This window comes from Muribaculum sp. An289, from assembly GCF_002159555.1.
Taxonomy (GTDB): Bacteria; Bacteroidota; Bacteroidia; order Bacteroidales; family UBA932; genus Merdivivens; species Merdivivens faecigallinarum.
In genome coordinates this window covers 1-15,809 of record NZ_NFIV01000011.1, presented here as the reverse complement: position 1 = coordinate 15,809, position 15,809 = coordinate 1, and the positions used below count along the sequence as shown (strand labels likewise).

The window sequence follows — 15,809 nt, the reverse complement described above, 5'->3', positions numbered from 1 at the left end:
TCACATATAAACATAAAACCTGTCGGACAGGTCGCAAAATATTGTCTTGGCACTTACATTTCTGTCAATCAGCATATATGCCCTGTCAATCCGGGGCAATATCCTGTCGAAGAAATCCGTCTTCACCCTTTTCGATATCCTGAGAAAATAATCCATCGTGGAAGAGTCGGCATCGGCTATGGCTTCCATACCGTTGCAAACAAGGAAAAGGTTCCTTACATACGAGGACATGGCCGTACAGAAAGCCTTCTGCTTCTCCCTCCCGCCCAGGGCGGCAGCCCGTTCCCCCGCCTCCAGCACGCCATAAAGATCTTTGGAAAGCGCCGAATCGAAAAGGGCGCGCATTATATCAAGGTATTCGGAAACATCGGTCTGTCCGTACAGTATGTCACAGGCTTTCCCGTAACTTCCGGCCGCCATCCTGGCAATGGAAAGGGCCTCTTCGGAAGATATGCCGTTACGTCCGGCCAATATCCGCGCCAGCTCCCCGGTATCCATCGGAGGAACGCGAAGGCAACGGCAGCGCGAGGCTATCGTAGTCATGACCTTTTCCGGAGCATGGGTAATCAGCACGAACAGAGTACCGTTATATGGCTCTTCAAGAATTTTCAGAAGCTTGTTGGCCGCCTCGGCATTCATCCTTTCGGGAAGCCAGACCACCATTATCTTATAATAGCCCTCCAATGCGGTCAGAGTCAGTTTTTCTATGATTTTCCTGGACTCGGCCACAGCTATTACTCCGGACTTGTTTTCGATTCCGAGGGCATTGTAAAGCTGTTGCTCGGAAAAATATGGATTGGCCGCATACAGAGCCCTCCACTCGGCCATATACGTATCCGAGGTCGGTTTTTTGTCTGTCCCGCGCTTTGTCCCCGAATTGACGGGGAAAACGAAATGAAGGTCAGGATATATCAGGCGCTCCACCCGGCTGCACGTATTGCACGTCCCGCAGGAATCCCCGTCCTTATGGTCCTTGCAGAGCAGATATTGGGCAAGGGCTACGGTAAGGGCAAGTGCCCCGCCTCCCTCGTCTTCATGGAGCATCAGGGCATGTCCGAGCATGCCGCTGTCGGCCATTTCGGACAACCTGGCCTTTATTCCACCATCTGCTATCACATCTGCAAATCTCATCCGTCAATCCCTTTCAAACTCTTCTTTCGCCCACATACAGGGCCAGTTCACGAAGCATGGACTTTTCTTCCGACTCGGGAAGCGCCTCAAGGCATTCAACCGCTTTGGCACTGTATCCGGCAAGTGTTTCTTCCGCACGGGCAACGCCAGAGGAGGCATTTACGAAGTCCATAATCCAGTCCTTATACTCATTGTGTTCCGCAATATCCCTGACCATGCCCCTTATCTTGGCATTCTTCTCAGGCGACGAATGCCTGAGGGCCTCTATCAGAGGGAGGGTTATCTTCTGCTCCAGTATGTCCACGCCGAGCTTTTTCCCGACATCCATCTTCGGGACATAATCGAATATGTCGTCCCTCATCTGAAAGGCGAGCCCGAGATATTCGGCATAATCGGACATGGCTTTTACATACTTCCCGGGAGCTTTCACCGAATATGCGCCGCTCGTTACCGCAGCCCTGAACAGGGCCGCCGTCTTGCAGGATATGATTTTCAGATAATCATCCATTTCCGTATCGCATTCCGAAGCTTTCTGCAACTGGAGCATTTCACCTCTTGCAAGCGATTCGAGAGCCGTTGAAAAGGCGAGGATTATCTCATTCCCGGCATTGCCTACCAACAGCGCGATTGCCTTTGAAAGCCAATAATCGCCTATCAGCACCGACACGCTCGGCCCGAAAAGCGACATTACAGTAGGCGCCCCGCGCCTCACGGAGCTGTTGTCCGCAACATCGTCATGCAGCAGTGTCGCCGTATGTATAAGTTCCGAAGTAACTGCACAATCCACGGTCAATTCCGTAAGTTCTCCGCAGGCCTTTCCCGAAAGCAGGCACAACAAAGGTCTCAACTGTTTCCCGCCATTGTCGAAGATACGTTTATTGACGGAATTCAACAGTTTCACATCACTGTGGAGCACCTCCGTGAATTTACTTTCGAAACAGCGCCATACGTCGCCGAGAAATATCTTAACTCTGTCTAAATCCATACATTAAATCCCAAATGGGCTATTACGAAACAAAGCCGCCCCCGGGTTTCAGGGCGACTATAGGTCTGAAAATCTGCTTCCGTTTCCGCTTCCGCTCTCGCTCCAGACGGCATCAGCCTTTTCTGAATGCAGCTTCCGCGGCATTGCAACCGTCATCGCAACCGTCATCGCAACCGTCATCGCGGACACAGAGCGGTTTTATCAGAAAAGCACGGCCAACGACAGTTCGAAGCCTCCGAATTTGGCATCCTTGAACATGTCGGAAACCCCGTCAGGCAGGTTGCTTCCGAAACTCCAGCAGTATTTTCCCGAAAGCTGGAACTTCCATATCTCGACACCCACACCGAGACCGATACCGTACTCCCAGCGGTTCATCCCGCCCCAATCGCCATTGAACGAAGTATTTCCTATGGTATACTTGTTCATTACGGCATAACCGACATAAGGCGACAGTTCGATATACGGACGGAACAGAACCAAATCCGGACCCCACTGCACATTGACAGGCAGCTCGATAAAGCCTACGGCAGTCCTTCCGGCACCCCTTGTAGCATCATTGTATTTCGTACCGCGCTGCTGATAAAGGAGTTCCGGTTGTATGGAAAAACCGAGAGGCAGGTTGAGCTGATATGTCACACCTGCATGGAAACCCGTATAATTCATATTCTTGACTTCATCGAAATTGGCTTTCGAGAATGTCATGCCGCCCACGACACCGAAATGTCCTATCTGGGCATAGGCATTGCTGGCGCCCGCAATGAAAATCGCGGAAACGACGGCTATGGCGCACAAAAACTTTTTCATAACATGCATTTATTTATGTATTACACTTGTGTACGACATTCGAACAGGAGCCAACGAGGCCGGACTGTCCATCAAAAAAACGCCTTTACAACAGGGAATTTATCTTCTCGACTATGGTGGCTTTCGGAACGGCGCCTACGAGCCTGTCGACCGCCGTACCTCCCTTGAAGAATATCAGCGCCGGAATGTTCCTGATGCCATATTCCATTGGAATGGAGTCGCACTCGTCTACATTGCATTTCGCAACGACCACCTTGTCCGCCATCTCTTCGGAAATCTCGTCGACCACCGGTGAAAGCATCCTGCACGGACCGCACCATGTAGCCCAGAAATCCACCATTACCAGTTTATCGGAAGAAATAATCTCTTTAAAATTAGTTTCATTAACAGCTATTGCCATAATATTGTCTCCTTATCTTTATAATATTAATTTTCGTTATATATTAATTTTCATCATTTACAACCGAACAGGCCTACAGTTCCGGGCAAAAAGCCCTCTGTCTCCGCTCCGGAAAGCCGGTTTCCTGAAACGGCAAACCTTTCAAGGTGCGAAGATAATAAAATAATTCCAAACATCACACATACGTGCATCAACGTGCATATCAACGGCACATTCAATCTGCTTTGCCGGATTGTATTCCGGGGCGCTGGGCAGTGTTTCTGTCGCACCTGTATGGTGGGCCGTGGCGGAATGGAAGTGGCGGGCGTGCCGAGCCGGGACGGACTGGGGCGAGCGGGGCGGACTGGAACGGGCGGGACGAGACGGACTGGAACGGACCGGAACGGGCGGGGCTGGAACGAGTGGGGCGTGGCGGAAGACTTGTAGCTGCGGCCACACATCTGCTACCTGCTATCTGTTACCTGTTACCTGTTACCTGTTACCTGCTACCTGTTCCGGCCCGTCTGCAAGCACCGGTTTCCACCCCATAGCCAGTAGGTATTTTCACAAATTATTAACAATCAATAAGTTACCACAATTAACCCTGCGCTTGGGTGCCTCAAAAAGTACCCAAAGACAGCCCTGTTTTTGTAAATTATTGATTATCAGCGGCCCCAGGAAATAGGGCTGGCTATGAGGTGGAAAATTTGCCGGGAAATTGTTTTTCGGTCACGAAAACGGGAATGCGGTAAAAATCAGCAAGCAAAATCAAATTTTCCTTCCTTTGTCACCTTGCCGTCAAGACTTATGCAGAGATGTTGTTTCTCTGGCCGTAAAAAACAAAAGTTGGGAGCGAGTTGTATTTTGTTAAGTTATTAATAATCAATGATTTACTAAAATCAAACTCGCTTTTGGGCAGTATGCGAACATAGTCGAAAGTGAGCCTTATTTTCTTAAACAATTGACAATCTATTATTTACAAACCCATTGCTCGCTCCAAACAATTGAAAATATGACACATCAGGCAACGACATCAGGCAACAACATCAAAGCAGCAATGTCAAGCAACAACATCAATGCAGCGGCTTCGGACACATAAATAAAAAAGGCCTCGCTTTCACAAGCTCGGCCCGAATAACGTGTACTAAAACCTAAACCTGCTTCTAAGATGCAACGGGATGCCGGAACGTTGCACGCGAACCGAAAATTTTTCTGTTTTTTCACAAAACATTCATCCGCTTGAAATACGAGCGGACCGGAAGGAGGGCGACGATATAGCCCACGAGGCCGACCCCCGCGGCGGAGATGAGCACGTCACGCAGTTCCAGCACGGCAGGATAAGCAGTAACTATGTAGTTCCCGGGCATTTTCAGAAGGCCGAAATGCTGCTGGAGAAGGACAAGGCATACTCCCACGGCAAGTCCCGCGACAAGCCCGAGAAGCGAAATCGACCAACCCTCATATACGAAAATACGTTTTATGGTACGCCGGTCGGCCCCCATGGCGGCAAATGTCCCTATGTCATCGGATTTTTCCATAATCAACATAGAAAGCGAGCCGAAAATGTTGAAAGCTATTATGATTATCACGAAGAACAGAATCAGGAAAATCATTATTTTCTCAGCTTCGAGCATCCTGTACAGAGTCTCGTTCTGCTCTTCCTTGTTTTTAAAATCGTATCCGTCTCCGAGAATGCTACCGGCAGCCTTTTTTACCGACGATACCGCCTTGTCATAACTGCGGTCCCCCCAAGGGCCGGTAACCGCGATGTCGAACCTCAGTTCTATCGACGAGCAGCATCCGTAAGGAAGCCCGAGCAGATGCACGGCAGCCACATAAGGTGCCAGAAAATACCTCTCATCGAAAGAAGAATTCACGGACACGACACCGGAAGGGAAAAATCTGGCAGAATTGAGGGACGACAGGGGGTCGGTAAGGGATATGTCCCTGTCCGTTTTGGGATAATACACATCCATTCCGGCCACGAAACGGGAAGAAAGCCCGAGGGAATGGGCAAGTCCCCGCCCCACTATGGAAAAATCAAGGGAACCCTTGCCGAGGTCGAGCGAGCCTTCCACCAATGCATCCTGCAAAGGCTGGCTTTCGAAATAATCCGGCATCACCCCTTTCATCCGGGCCACGGACTGCCGGCCCTCATAATCGATGAACACGATTTCATCGACGACCGGCTCCGCCGAAGCCACTCCAGGAAGGGATTCCAGGGCTTGCAACAGGGAGTCCGAGAAGACGAAAGTCTTGCCGCGGGAGGGTTCTATCAGTACATCGGGCTCGACCATGCCTTCGCCGGAGCGGACAATGGAATCGAGCCCGTTGTAAATCGAAAGTATGAGTATGAGAGCCGCCGTACCCACCGCCATGCCCGTAGCGCTGATGGCCGATATAATGTTTATGACATTATGCGACTTGCGTGCGAACAGATAGCGCAGGGCTACGAAAAGCGGCAACCGGGTCATTTTTTCAGAAGCTCTTCGATATGTTCCACGTAATCAAGGGAATCATCGAGGAAAAACGCAAGTTCAGGAATGATTCTCAGCTGTTTTGCCATAAGCCTGCCGAGCTCCCCGCGGTACACTTTTGCCTCCGAATTGACTATATCCATGACTTCTTGGGCCTTGGATGACGGGAAAATACTTATGTAAATCTTCGCGTAGGACAGATCCGGGCTCACCCTGACCTTGCTCACGGTAACCATGCACTGCGCAAAATGGCCCATGCCCTTGCTGCGGATGATTTCCGCCATGTCCCGCTGTATTTCCCGCGCCACTTTCAACTGGCGCGTACTCTCTTCTCCAGTATTGTTTTTCATTTATTCCACCTTTATCATATAATAATTTTTCTTCCCCTTCTGGGCGAGGATGTATTTTCCGTTCAGAAGCATGTCGGAAGAAACAGTGTCGTTTTCGGACATTTTCCTTTTGTTGACTGAAACCCCTCCGGCACGGAGCATCTTGCGGCACTCCCCTTTGGAAGGGAAAACGGAGGTCTCGACAGACAACAGGTCGATTACGCCGCAAGGAAGCCTGTCCTTCGATATGCTGTAGCTTTCCACACCGTCGAAAACCTGAAGGAAGGTGCGCTCGTCCAGAGCGGCGAGGGCCTCGTAAGTAGCGTTCCCGAAAAGCACCGCCGAAGCGTCCACGGCTTTTTGATACTCCTCCTCCCCGTGAACCATGACTGTAACTTCCCTTGCAAGAAGCTTCTGGAGCGAGCGGAGATGAGGGGCATCCCTGTGGGCCGCAATGGCCTGGTCGATTTCCTCCCTGCAGAGCATGGTGAATATCTTGATATATCTTTCCGCATCCTCATCGGAAACGTTAAGCCAGAACTGGTAGAATGCATAAGGCGAAGTCCTTTCCGGGTCGAGCCACACGTTGCCTTTCTCAGTTTTCCCGAACTTGATGCCGTCGGCCTTCGTTATCAGAGGGCAGGTAAGGGCGAAGGCCTCTCCGCCTATTGCCCTCCGTATCATTTCGGTACCGGTAGTGATGTTGCCCCACTGGTCGCTTCCTCCCATCTGGAGCCTGACACCCTCGGTCTGATACAGATGCAGATAGTCGTATCCCTGCATCAGCTGGTAAGAGAACTCACAGAAAGACATTCCCTCGCGGGCCTCCCCGTTAAGCCTTTTCTTGACGGAATCCTTGGCCATCATGTAATTGACGGTTATCATCTTGCCGACATCCCTTATGAATGAAAGGAAAGAAAAATCCTTCATCCAGTCGTAATTGTTCACAAGGAGAGCGCGATTCGGGGCATCGGAATCGAAGTCGAGGAAACGGGCCAGCTGCTTCCTGATGCATTCCTGGTTGTGGCGCAGTGCCTCCTCGTCCAGAAGATTACGTTCCGCGGACTTTCCTGAAGGGTCCCCTATCATCCCTGTAGCCCCTCCGACAAGGGCCACAGGCCTGTGCCCGCAGTTTTGGAAGTGCTTCAGCATCATCACGCTCACAAGATGTCCGACATGAAGCGAGTCCGCCGTCGGGTCTATGCCTACGTAAGCGGACGTACAGCCTTCCATGAGTTTTTCTTCTGTCCCGGGCATAATGTCATGAATCATCCCCCTCCATTCAAGTTCTTTAACGAAATTCTTCATCGATTTGTCCAAATATTAAGTTCTAAAATTATCCAGTTCGGCCTCCGCGAAAAGCGGAAAGGATTACAAAAATAGGAAAAAAAGATTTGTTTTTATAAAAATCATTATATTTGCATCGCTGAACATAAAATTATAGGATTTGGAACCTCCCAGTGAAATAGGCAATCTTGAAAAAGACCCGGGTCATACGCGCAAGGATGACCCTTTACCTGCGTACGGAAATCGCCGCACCGAGATTATCAACATTTTTTACCGTTCCTGCATCCTCCGGCAACATGGTGTCGGAAGGAGGTTTTATTATATCCGTCCGGCATAACTATTCGAACATCTGACAGAAATGGCACTATATTTTAGAAAGAGAGTACAGAAGAAGGCTGAAATAGCAGTCTGGAAGATAGAAGAGACAGAAGAAGAACTATTGAAGATATGCTCCGTTCCGGATGACGAACTGGAGGAAATAATGTTCATCCAGAACGAGCAGAGAAGAAAAGAAAAACTTGCCGTAAGGGCGCTCCTCAACGAAGTCTTCGAGGAGAAGGTCTATCTTGAGCACCATGACAACGGAAAGCCTTTCCTTGAAAACAACCCTTGTGAAATAAGCATAACCCACACGCAGAAATACGTGGCGATAATCACGCATCCGGACGAATACGTGGGCATCGACATCGAAAGCCTGAGCCGCGATTTCTCGGCCGTGGAACAGAAAGCCCTGTCCGAAGAAGAGATAGACGACCTTGCGGATGACGAAAAACGCAACAAGCAGCTTGCAATCTACTGGTGCGCCAAGGAGGCCATTTACAAAAGGATGTCGCAGAGCCGCGTGGATTTCGCGGAACAGATAGAAGTGGAAAAATTCTATCCGAGGGGCGAAGGCGAACTCGAAGCCACCTTCATACACAAGGACGGCTACGAAGACGAATTCGAGCTGGAGTACATGACTTTCGACGGGCATGTGCTGGTATGGCTGGTAGGATGAACAAGCGACTATCATCTTCCGATTCCAGCATACGCACAGAAAAAAGGGGGATGGCTTTCACTTTTTTGCAAGCTTTTTAGCCACCCCCAATTATTATTGAAACAGTCTTTTAACGCCTACTCTCAAAATATTTTTGCGCCGTTTCGCGAGGGACTATGCCCATGTCCGTAACTTCGCCGGTAGACATGTTTACTCGTTTCATATACAGATCGGAAGTAATCTCACCGTTATAACCGAAAGCGAACACGACATATTCAGGACGCGGGAAATAGTACGTAAAGGAATATTCCTGCCGGCCCTGGTACAATTTAAGGTACTCCCCGTTTATGGCGATAACATATTCCATGAAAGATTCAGGAGTCTCGCCCTCATAATCCTCTAACGGATATGCATCGAAATGGTAATTGACATTGTCAGCCGAAGGAGTGAATACCGCGTTTATCGCCTTTTCCTCGACGCTTGTGATCTCTATGCCGATTTCCAGATCCTCCTGTTGCGCGGACGGGGTCCTTTGCTCGAATTCGGCTATTTGCGTAGTCCGCTCGCCATACTCATCAACGCCGAATACCAATAAAGTATAATCCGTGTCGGCTTTCAGGTATTCCGGATTCACGACATCCGTATTCGAATTGAACGTATGCGTCCCGGAATGCAGAAGCGGAGTGTTGCTCCAATCCACTGCATCAAAATACACGAGATTGTAAAGCAGCCTCGCCACATAAACTTCAGGAGTATTAACCGACGTGAAGGCAGAAGATTCCTCAATCACGGCCAGATATCTTGTGGAGCCGTCGGATGGAACGACCGTAACATCCATCTCGGTCTGAGTGACATTGGTAAATTCCGCGCTGAAAGTGCATGCATCCGTTATTTCCGGCATAGGTACGACAAATTCGCGAATGGCCACATTTGATATTATGACGGCATCGTCCACACCGCAAGCGACAGCGTAATATTTGCCGCCCGCTATCAGATCATCGTAATGCGCTCTGCCTTCACCCGAATACGTCACATCTTCCCAGGAAAGTCCGTTATTGTATATGGCAATTTCCAACAGCCTGATCATTTCTTCCGCAGCGGACTGTTCATCCGGGAATTGGGAGAAGTCGCTTTCGCTGAATAGTGTCATGGCAAATCTGAAATCGGTATCATCCGTGGATACATTCAATGTCATCCTGTTGGAACGGAGTTCTTCCGCTTCAATCGTAAAGTCGGCTTCTTTAATCACAAGCTCTTTGGTACGGAACTCCTGAGTACCAATGGCACTGGTTCTAACCAAAGCGCCATCCTGAAGGACTGCCGCATAGGTATATACAACATACTCTGTTCCCGGCGTGCGCCCGGTTACATCCTCAGTCATCCCTCCTTGATAAAGAACATCGAAAGCCGTGATATACTCTTCAAGCGAGACTCCCAAAGCGTCGGCCCTTTCCTGATAAAAGGCGACATCGTCCGCAAACAGTGCGTCTTCACTCTCATACGAATCGAAAGTTTCCTTGTCCATGATAAAACTAATATAGGCAAGATCGTCATTTTCCGGCAACCATGTTATCCTAGCATAATAATAACTCTCGTGTACTATGTACATTTCAACAGGACATGCAGGCAATTCAGCCGGAGACTGCACGACGGACACTGTCACGTCTTCAGCACCTGTGTAAGACAGAAGTATTTCAGCCGTCCTTACACCTTCCATGCTTTCCCACGGGGAAACGGAGAAACCGACAGTCCCTCCATTGTCCGAAAGGGAGACCCAGTCCTCCGCACATGAAACGGACAATTCTGCGGTGTCCGAAGGGTTATCTATTGAATACGCAAACGAAAAATCCCCTCCTTCCGCAGGAACCTGAAACTGTACGGGGTCCACGGATATTACCGGAGCAACCGGTGTCGGAGGCTCCGGATATGGGTCCGGATCGGATTTTTCAGGGCTGCACCCGGCAAACATGAAAGAGAACAACAAAAGGCTTGGGTAAAAGAATCTTTTTATCATATTAATTTAATGGATTAAGAATTAATGAATCTCAAATGCTGTTTCTGCAAATTTATGCAAAATGGCAACGCATGAAACATGAACGGACATGGGAAAAATAGATATTTTAACAATTTTACAAATCCTCACCGCCCATTTTCGACGAATTCATCTCTTTCTTGTACCTAGCCGGAGTCAGCCCAGTCTCCTTCTGGAACACTTTAATAAATACGGACACTGAGTTAAAGCCCAATTCTTCCGCGAGGACTTTCAACTGGACTTGGTCTCCATGTTGTGAAATAATGTCGGCAGCTTCTTTTATCCTGTAAGAATTGACATATGCCGGGAAAGAAATCCCGGCGCATTTATTCACGGCCTTTGACAGATATGTACGGTTAGTCCCCAATATTTCAGACACCTTTTCAATAGAGATGTCTTTCCGGCGATACAATTTTTCCTCATTCATTTTATCTTCGAGTCGTGAGAAAAGGGACTTTACGACCTGCCCGGAATCATACTGCGCCGAAGACCCTGCATTGAAACGCGCGGCATAATTCCTGTACCTGTCGAAAAGCACTTTGTACATATTCTTTTGCCTCCTGTACATAACCCAGATAAAAAAGGCAGTAAAAACAGCCAGTACCATTATTGAGGCAATCATAAGGTTGTTTCTGTTAGCCTTCAGAAGTTCTATCTCTTTCAGATTCATGTCTTCGCGATGCGCCATGTTCTGATTGGCCAGCAACAGGCTGTCGAAACGGAACTCCATGGACTGGCTTGCCACGCTGTCGATCAGGAATGCGTATGATTTGTAAAAATCCAAAGCTTCCTTCATCCGGCCCTCACTGTAGGAAAGGTCTGCCACCCTCCTGTAAAGCTCTCTGCGAAATTCCATGTTTCCAGACTCCAACGAAATCTCCAGCCCCTTATGATAAAGAGAAATAGCCTTGTCCATCATCCCTTTGCGCTCCGCAAAACGGCCGTAATGCAGATACAGCATGGTAAGAGTTCCGGCCTCGGCATTGGCTGAATACGCAATAGCTTCATCATAATGTTTCCGCGCCTTGTCTGCGGCTGCTCCGCCTACCGAGGACGAATCCATCCCAGCATATATGTCGGCCAATAACAGATGGAGATCGGAATAGACAGACTCATAGCCGGACTCCCACGCAAGCCGCAATGCCTCCTCGGAATAAGCCAAAGCGGAATCAAGGCTGTCCGAAAGGAAGAGCATCTCTCCCATGGCGACATTGGCCATGCATACCGCAAGGCTGTCGGTGCCGGGAGAATGCGAAAGATTGAATGCATCCACGGCGTATCCCAGCCCGCGCTTGTCTGACCGCACATAATATATATGAACTATGTTCAGCAAAGCCGCTATCGAATTGTCCACATCGCCCGATTTCTTAGCTATGTCATGGCATTTCTGATAATAGTCAAGTGCCAACGGATAATTGTAATCGCGCTTGAGCGAATACGTGCCGCGCACGAAATTGTATGTAAGCAACATCCTCGGGTCAGTATTCACGGATATGAACGGGGATACGGCATCCATATATTTGCTTACTGAATCAGGCTCTTCCAAAGACAGAAAAGCCATGGACATCGTAATCCCGGAATACAGGAAAGCAGTAGTGTCTTTGTTATCCAAAGAAGCATGGAAATACTCCCGCGTATCATCTACCAAATCCGTATACCGTCCTTCTTTGTTGTATTCATTCCATACCGCCCTGAAAGAGTCAAGTTCCGCAGTGTAGCACCGGCCGGAAAAGGCTTCGGCCTCGAACGGAATAAAAACAGCAAATAAAAAAAGGGACTGAATCATCAGAGTCCTGTAAAACAATATCTGCTTTCTTTCTATCATCTTTTCACTTAAAAATCCGGCACTAAATTAATATTTTTGTATATTGCGTTTCCAATTTTAAAAAAGTTTTGATATGAAAATGCGTTTATTGTTTTCTTTATTGTCACTGTTAGTCAGCATCAGTGCATTGGCACAGACAAAAGTGCAGGATACGTTTTACGGGGTAAAAATACGCTCGTGCTACGATGATTTGAAAGCATCGGAAGATTTAAGAGAGATCATAAGAGATATCTACAAGTACGACAATTGGGGCTACCGGCACGCATACGACTGGGTCGACGGGGAAAAAGAACGGTTACGTTTTCCAAGAATGCTTTTCGGGGGAAGGACATGGGATTATTGCGAGTACTACTTCAACAATGATATGGAGTTCTACCAAATCAGGTTTTACAGCGGCAAAACAGAACCGGAAACCACGCGTAGCATGTATGACTCCCTTCAAAAAGATCTGTTGAAAAAATACGACGGGCAAAAGGGTATCGACATAAACGAAGACAGCGAATGGGAAGACGATCTGGCGATTTCGACCACTTTCACGGGGAACAACGGGATGACATGCGAACTGAAGTACTCATACGAAGCGGCAAACAACGGAAAAATGTACTATTACTGTTTACTGTACTATTATGATCCCGAAATGAAAGAAGCAGCCAAATACGCCTACATGGAAGAACTCTGACACATCGCCAATTCAAGGGCATATCTTGTGAAGTCATGAATCATATAAATCGTTAAGGACATGAAGAATATTATTTTATCAATGGCACTGGCTGTCTTGACGGCCATTCCTGCCATAGGGCAGACACGTATTCAGAACTGTTTCTACGGAGTGGAAATCCGCTCAAGCTACAATGAGATGAAAAACTGCCGGGAACTTCGCAAAGTAATCAACGACAAATACCGCAATTTTAATTGGATGAGGCGGCACGCGTATGACTGGGTGAATAACAAGGAGGAAAAAGTACGTTTTTCGAACATGTCTTTCGGAGGGAGAAGATGGGCATACTGCGAATACTATTTCAATGACGACAAGACATTTTACCAAATACGTTTTTATGACGGGGCAAAAGAACCGCAAGCCACACGGCGCACTTACGACAACCTGCTAAAAGACCTGAAGTCGAAATATCACGGACAGAGAGGCATTGAAATGACAGAAGATATACTATGGGAAGACGACCTGTCGATTTCGACCACTTTCACGGGGAACAACGGGATGACATGCGAGCTGAGGTACTCATACGAAGCGGCAAGCAGCGGAGAGATGTACTATTATGTATTTTTGACATACTACGACCAGAAGCTGAAGAAAGAAGCAAAATACGGATGGCTCGAAGAGTTGTAGGCAGTTCAATCCTGCACGCTTTTTGGAACAGTGTCCATGAATGCTGTCACACCGCTCTCCAAAGCCATCCACGCGCCACACTTTCAGACACGTCAGGACAATCGAGTAGGAGGAAAACGAAGTAGTTTTCTTCCTACTTTCGTTTTCCGACCTCTCACACCACCGTACGTGCCGTTCGGCATACGGCGGTTCCTTAGTGCTGATGCAATTTGACATATAAGTCCACAAGGCAAGGGTAGCCTTGAAGTTTTAGCCTCTCGTTATTCATGGCTCGGCATAGTATCGGACTTCCTGCCGTGTTCCAATATCCACCACGGGTATTGGCCCATTGCCAAGCCCGCCACCTGTCTATGCCACATCTCACGAGATTCCTGAACCTTGCGCCGACTCCACCCCTTCACGCTGGAGGGGGTGAAAGTCCAGGTGGTGCAGAATTTTGCATTTTTCGACAAAAAACACCCAAAACATTTTGCTGTTTCCGACAAAAAACATCCAAAACACTTTGCCGTTTCCGACAAAATTGGTAGTATTGCAAAAAATTCCGAAACATATATGGGTAACAGGATATTCAAACGTAAGATTTATGAGCGGATGCTAAAGTGGAAACATGAAAGTGACGGCCAAACCGCCCTTCTGATAAAAGGAGCAAGACGCATAGGAAAATCAACCATTGCAGAAACGTTTGCCAGGCAAGAATATGAATCATACATAATCATCGATTTTTCCATTGCGGACAATGCTGTCAAAGAACTTTTTCTGCACATTTCGGATCTTGACTTTTTCTTCCTGCGGTTGCAATCACTGACCGGAGTTTCCTTGCACCGACGGAAGTCCGTAATCATCTTTGATGAAGTGCAACTTTATCCACTTGCCCGTCAGGCCATCAAACATTTGGTAAAAGATCGCAGATACGACTATATTGAAACCGGGTCACTGCTTTCGATCAAGAAAAACATAAAAAACATACTAATACCGAGTGAAGAAACACGGATTTCCATGTATCCCATGGATTATGAAGAATTTCTATGGGCAATTGGAAAGACAAACTCATACGACCTGATAAGACATTCATTCGAAAATTCCAAGGCATTGGGTGAAGCTGTAAACCGCGAAATGATGAAGGAATTCCGCCTGTACATGCTTGTCGGCGGAATGCCGCAGGCGGTGAACGCCTATCTTGAATCAAACGACTTCTCGACCGTCGACAACATAAAACGGAACATCCTCGAACTGTATATCGATGATTTCCGGAAAATAGATCCGTCAGGGCGTATTTCACGCCTGTTTTCTTCAATACCGGCAGAACTGTCGCGCAATGCCATGCGGTACAAGGTAGGCAGTGTTATTGAAAACGCCACAGCATCGAGAATAAGCGAACTTTTAATGGACATGGCCGACTCCATGTGTGTGAACTTTGCCTATCACGCAAACGATCCGAATGTCGGACTCGCTCTTCATGCCGACTACAATCGTTTCAAAATGTTCCTCGCAGATACCGGACTGTTCGTAACTTTAGCCTTCATGGACAAGGATTATACTGAAAATGAGATATACCGAAAGCTTTGGGCCGACAGACTCGGTACAGATTTAGGCTATGTGTATGAAAACGCCGTGGCGCAAATGCTGAAAAGTGCCGGGAACGAGCTTTTCTATTATACTTTCAAGGAGACAAAACAGCAATCCGACATTGGGACGGAGTGCATTACTCGCAATTATGAGATTGACTTCCTGCTATCAAGGGACAATAAGATATGTCCTGTCGAAATCAAATCATCAGGATACAATTCACATAAGTCCCTTGACAGATTCCAGGAAAAATACTCAAACAGAATCCGGCAACGCTACCTGATATACACGAAAGACCTGAAGAAAGACAAAGATGTCCTATGCCTGCCGGCATATATGTCCTCCCTCGTCTGAGTAGGTATGCCGTCCTCGCAAGCGACAAGGATGCAGAAAGTATTGCGGTTATAACATCCTAATCGTTATATCAACATAGTTCATAGCAGTCTGAAAGCCCTTCTATCAGTTCCTGCCTCATTTGCATGAAGAGGCAGACAACATTTATCTGAACGAGCTGTAGTCCGTCAGGATGCGATTGAAAGCCGGACGGGGCTCCGTGATGTTTCCCAATCGAGTAGGAGGAAAACGAAGTAGTTTTCTTCCTACTTTCGTTTTCCGACCTCTCACACCACCGTACGTGCCGTTCGGCATACGGCGGTTCCTTAGTGCTGATGCA

At 47.9% G+C, this 15,809-nt stretch carries 15 protein-coding genes; 4 read left to right on the top strand and 11 right to left on the bottom strand.

Features of this window, described 5'->3' with window-relative positions:
• From B5F83_RS08680 to tyrS, 8 genes are all read right to left on the bottom strand, one after another.
• Positions 1-1,131 carry a hypothetical protein gene (locus tag B5F83_RS08680; RefSeq protein WP_087279822.1) on the bottom strand — a complete coding sequence of 377 codons (1,131 nt, stop codon included), beginning with the start codon at positions 1,129-1,131 and terminating at the stop codon, positions 1-3.
• 13 nt (positions 1,132-1,144) lie between these two features.
• Entirely contained in the window at positions 1,145-2,116 is a 972-nt protein-coding gene (locus tag B5F83_RS08675; RefSeq protein ID WP_087279825.1) for a polyprenyl synthetase family protein, read from the bottom strand.
• Positions 2,117-2,173: 57 nt separating this feature from the next.
• Positions 2,174-2,296, bottom strand: a complete 123-nt coding sequence (locus B5F83_RS10855; RefSeq protein WP_255376121.1) for a hypothetical protein — start codon at positions 2,294-2,296, stop codon at positions 2,174-2,176.
• Between the two features lie 21 nt (positions 2,297-2,317).
• On the bottom strand, positions 2,318-2,920 hold the full coding sequence (locus tag B5F83_RS08670) for a porin family protein (RefSeq protein WP_158094202.1): 603 nt from the start codon (positions 2,918-2,920) through the stop codon (positions 2,318-2,320).
• 85 nt (positions 2,921-3,005) lie between these two features.
• Positions 3,006-3,320 carry a thioredoxin gene (gene trxA / locus B5F83_RS08665; RefSeq protein WP_087279831.1) on the bottom strand — a complete coding sequence of 105 codons (315 nt, stop codon included), beginning with the start codon at positions 3,318-3,320 and terminating at the stop codon, positions 3,006-3,008.
• Positions 3,321-4,519: 1,199 nt separating this feature from the next.
• Positions 4,520-5,773 carry an FtsX-like permease family protein gene (locus B5F83_RS08660; RefSeq protein ID WP_087279834.1) on the bottom strand — a complete coding sequence of 418 codons (1,254 nt, stop codon included), beginning with the start codon at positions 5,771-5,773 and terminating at the stop codon, positions 4,520-4,522.
• Positions 5,770-6,126, bottom strand: coding sequence for a 30S ribosome-binding factor RbfA (rbfA, locus tag B5F83_RS08655; RefSeq protein WP_087279837.1), 357 nt, complete (start codon positions 6,124-6,126; stop codon positions 5,770-5,772). The genes B5F83_RS08660 and rbfA overlap by 4 nt, the downstream gene beginning before the upstream one ends.
• Positions 6,127-7,413: a tyrosine--tRNA ligase gene (gene tyrS / locus B5F83_RS08650; protein ID WP_087279840.1), complete on the bottom strand. Its 1,287-nt coding sequence runs from the start codon at positions 7,411-7,413 to the stop codon at positions 6,127-6,129.
• A gap of 337 nt (positions 7,414-7,750) precedes the next feature.
• Between tyrS and B5F83_RS08645 the strand changes: the two genes are divergently transcribed.
• Positions 7,751-8,389 (top strand): 4'-phosphopantetheinyl transferase superfamily protein, encoded by a 639-nt coding sequence (locus tag B5F83_RS08645; RefSeq protein WP_087279843.1) that lies wholly within the window; start codon positions 7,751-7,753, stop codon positions 8,387-8,389.
• Between the two features lie 109 nt (positions 8,390-8,498).
• Here the strand turns inward: B5F83_RS08645 and B5F83_RS08640 are convergent, their stop codons facing one another.
• Together B5F83_RS08640 and B5F83_RS08635 are read right to left on the bottom strand one after the other, a co-directional pair.
• On the bottom strand, positions 8,499-10,382 hold the full coding sequence (locus B5F83_RS08640) for a BACON domain-containing protein (protein WP_087279846.1): 1,884 nt from the start codon (positions 10,380-10,382) through the stop codon (positions 8,499-8,501).
• 115 nt (positions 10,383-10,497) lie between these two features.
• Positions 10,498-12,225 carry an AraC family transcriptional regulator gene (locus tag B5F83_RS08635; protein WP_087279849.1) on the bottom strand — a complete coding sequence of 576 codons (1,728 nt, stop codon included), beginning with the start codon at positions 12,223-12,225 and terminating at the stop codon, positions 10,498-10,500.
• A gap of 73 nt (positions 12,226-12,298) precedes the next feature.
• Here B5F83_RS08635 and B5F83_RS08630 point away from each other — a divergent pair, with 73 nt between their 5' ends.
• The 3 genes from B5F83_RS08630 (at position 12,299) to B5F83_RS08620 (ending at position 15,490) form a co-directional block, all read left to right on the top strand.
• Positions 12,299-12,904 carry a hypothetical protein gene (locus tag B5F83_RS08630; RefSeq protein ID WP_143822512.1) on the top strand — a complete coding sequence of 202 codons (606 nt, stop codon included), beginning with the start codon at positions 12,299-12,301 and terminating at the stop codon, positions 12,902-12,904.
• A 60-nt stretch (positions 12,905-12,964) separates the two neighbouring features.
• Positions 12,965-13,570, top strand: coding sequence for a hypothetical protein (locus B5F83_RS08625; protein WP_143822511.1), 606 nt, complete (start codon positions 12,965-12,967; stop codon positions 13,568-13,570).
• A 552-nt stretch (positions 13,571-14,122) separates the two neighbouring features.
• Positions 14,123-15,490: an AAA family ATPase gene (locus tag B5F83_RS08620; RefSeq protein WP_087277401.1), complete on the top strand. Its 1,368-nt coding sequence runs from the start codon at positions 14,123-14,125 to the stop codon at positions 15,488-15,490.
• Between the two features lie 70 nt (positions 15,491-15,560).
• Here the strand turns inward: B5F83_RS08620 and B5F83_RS10715 are convergent.
• Positions 15,561-15,809 (bottom strand): hypothetical protein (locus B5F83_RS10715; protein ID WP_204207366.1); only part of this gene is annotated, 249 nt, incomplete at its 5' end.

Excerpts from the sequence above, each read along its gene's own strand:
- B5F83_RS08620 (WP_087277401.1), top strand. The coding sequence starts at position 14,123 with ATGGGTAACAGGATATTCAAACGTAAGATTTATGAGCGGATGCTAAAG.
- tyrS (WP_087279840.1), bottom strand. The coding sequence starts at position 7,413 with ATGAAGAATTTCGTTAAAGAACTTGAATGGAGGGGGATGATTCATGAC.
- B5F83_RS08645 (WP_087279843.1), top strand. The coding sequence starts at position 7,751 with ATGGCACTATATTTTAGAAAGAGAGTACAGAAGAAGGCTGAAATAGCA.
- B5F83_RS08635 (WP_087279849.1), bottom strand. The coding sequence starts at position 12,225 with ATGATAGAAAGAAAGCAGATATTGTTTTACAGGACTCTGATGATTCAG.
- B5F83_RS08660 (WP_087279834.1), bottom strand. The coding sequence starts at position 5,773 with ATGACCCGGTTGCCGCTTTTCGTAGCCCTGCGCTATCTGTTCGCACGC.
- trxA (WP_087279831.1), bottom strand. The coding sequence starts at position 3,320 with ATGGCAATAGCTGTTAATGAAACTAATTTTAAAGAGATTATTTCTTCC.
- B5F83_RS08680 (WP_087279822.1), bottom strand. The coding sequence starts at position 1,131 with ATGAGATTTGCAGATGTGATAGCAGATGGTGGAATAAAGGCCAGGTTG.
- B5F83_RS08630 (WP_143822512.1), top strand. The coding sequence starts at position 12,299 with ATGAAAATGCGTTTATTGTTTTCTTTATTGTCACTGTTAGTCAGCATC.
- rbfA (WP_087279837.1), bottom strand. The coding sequence starts at position 6,126 with ATGAAAAACAATACTGGAGAAGAGAGTACGCGCCAGTTGAAAGTGGCG.
- B5F83_RS08625 (WP_143822511.1), top strand. The coding sequence starts at position 12,965 with ATGAAGAATATTATTTTATCAATGGCACTGGCTGTCTTGACGGCCATT.
- B5F83_RS10855 (WP_255376121.1), bottom strand. The coding sequence starts at position 2,296 with ATGACGGTTGCGATGACGGTTGCGATGACGGTTGCAATGCCGCGGAAG.
- B5F83_RS08670 (WP_158094202.1), bottom strand. The coding sequence starts at position 2,920 with ATGAAAAAGTTTTTGTGCGCCATAGCCGTCGTTTCCGCGATTTTCATT.
- B5F83_RS08675 (WP_087279825.1), bottom strand. The coding sequence starts at position 2,116 with ATGGATTTAGACAGAGTTAAGATATTTCTCGGCGACGTATGGCGCTGT.
- B5F83_RS08640 (WP_087279846.1), bottom strand. The coding sequence starts at position 10,382 with ATGATAAAAAGATTCTTTTACCCAAGCCTTTTGTTGTTCTCTTTCATG.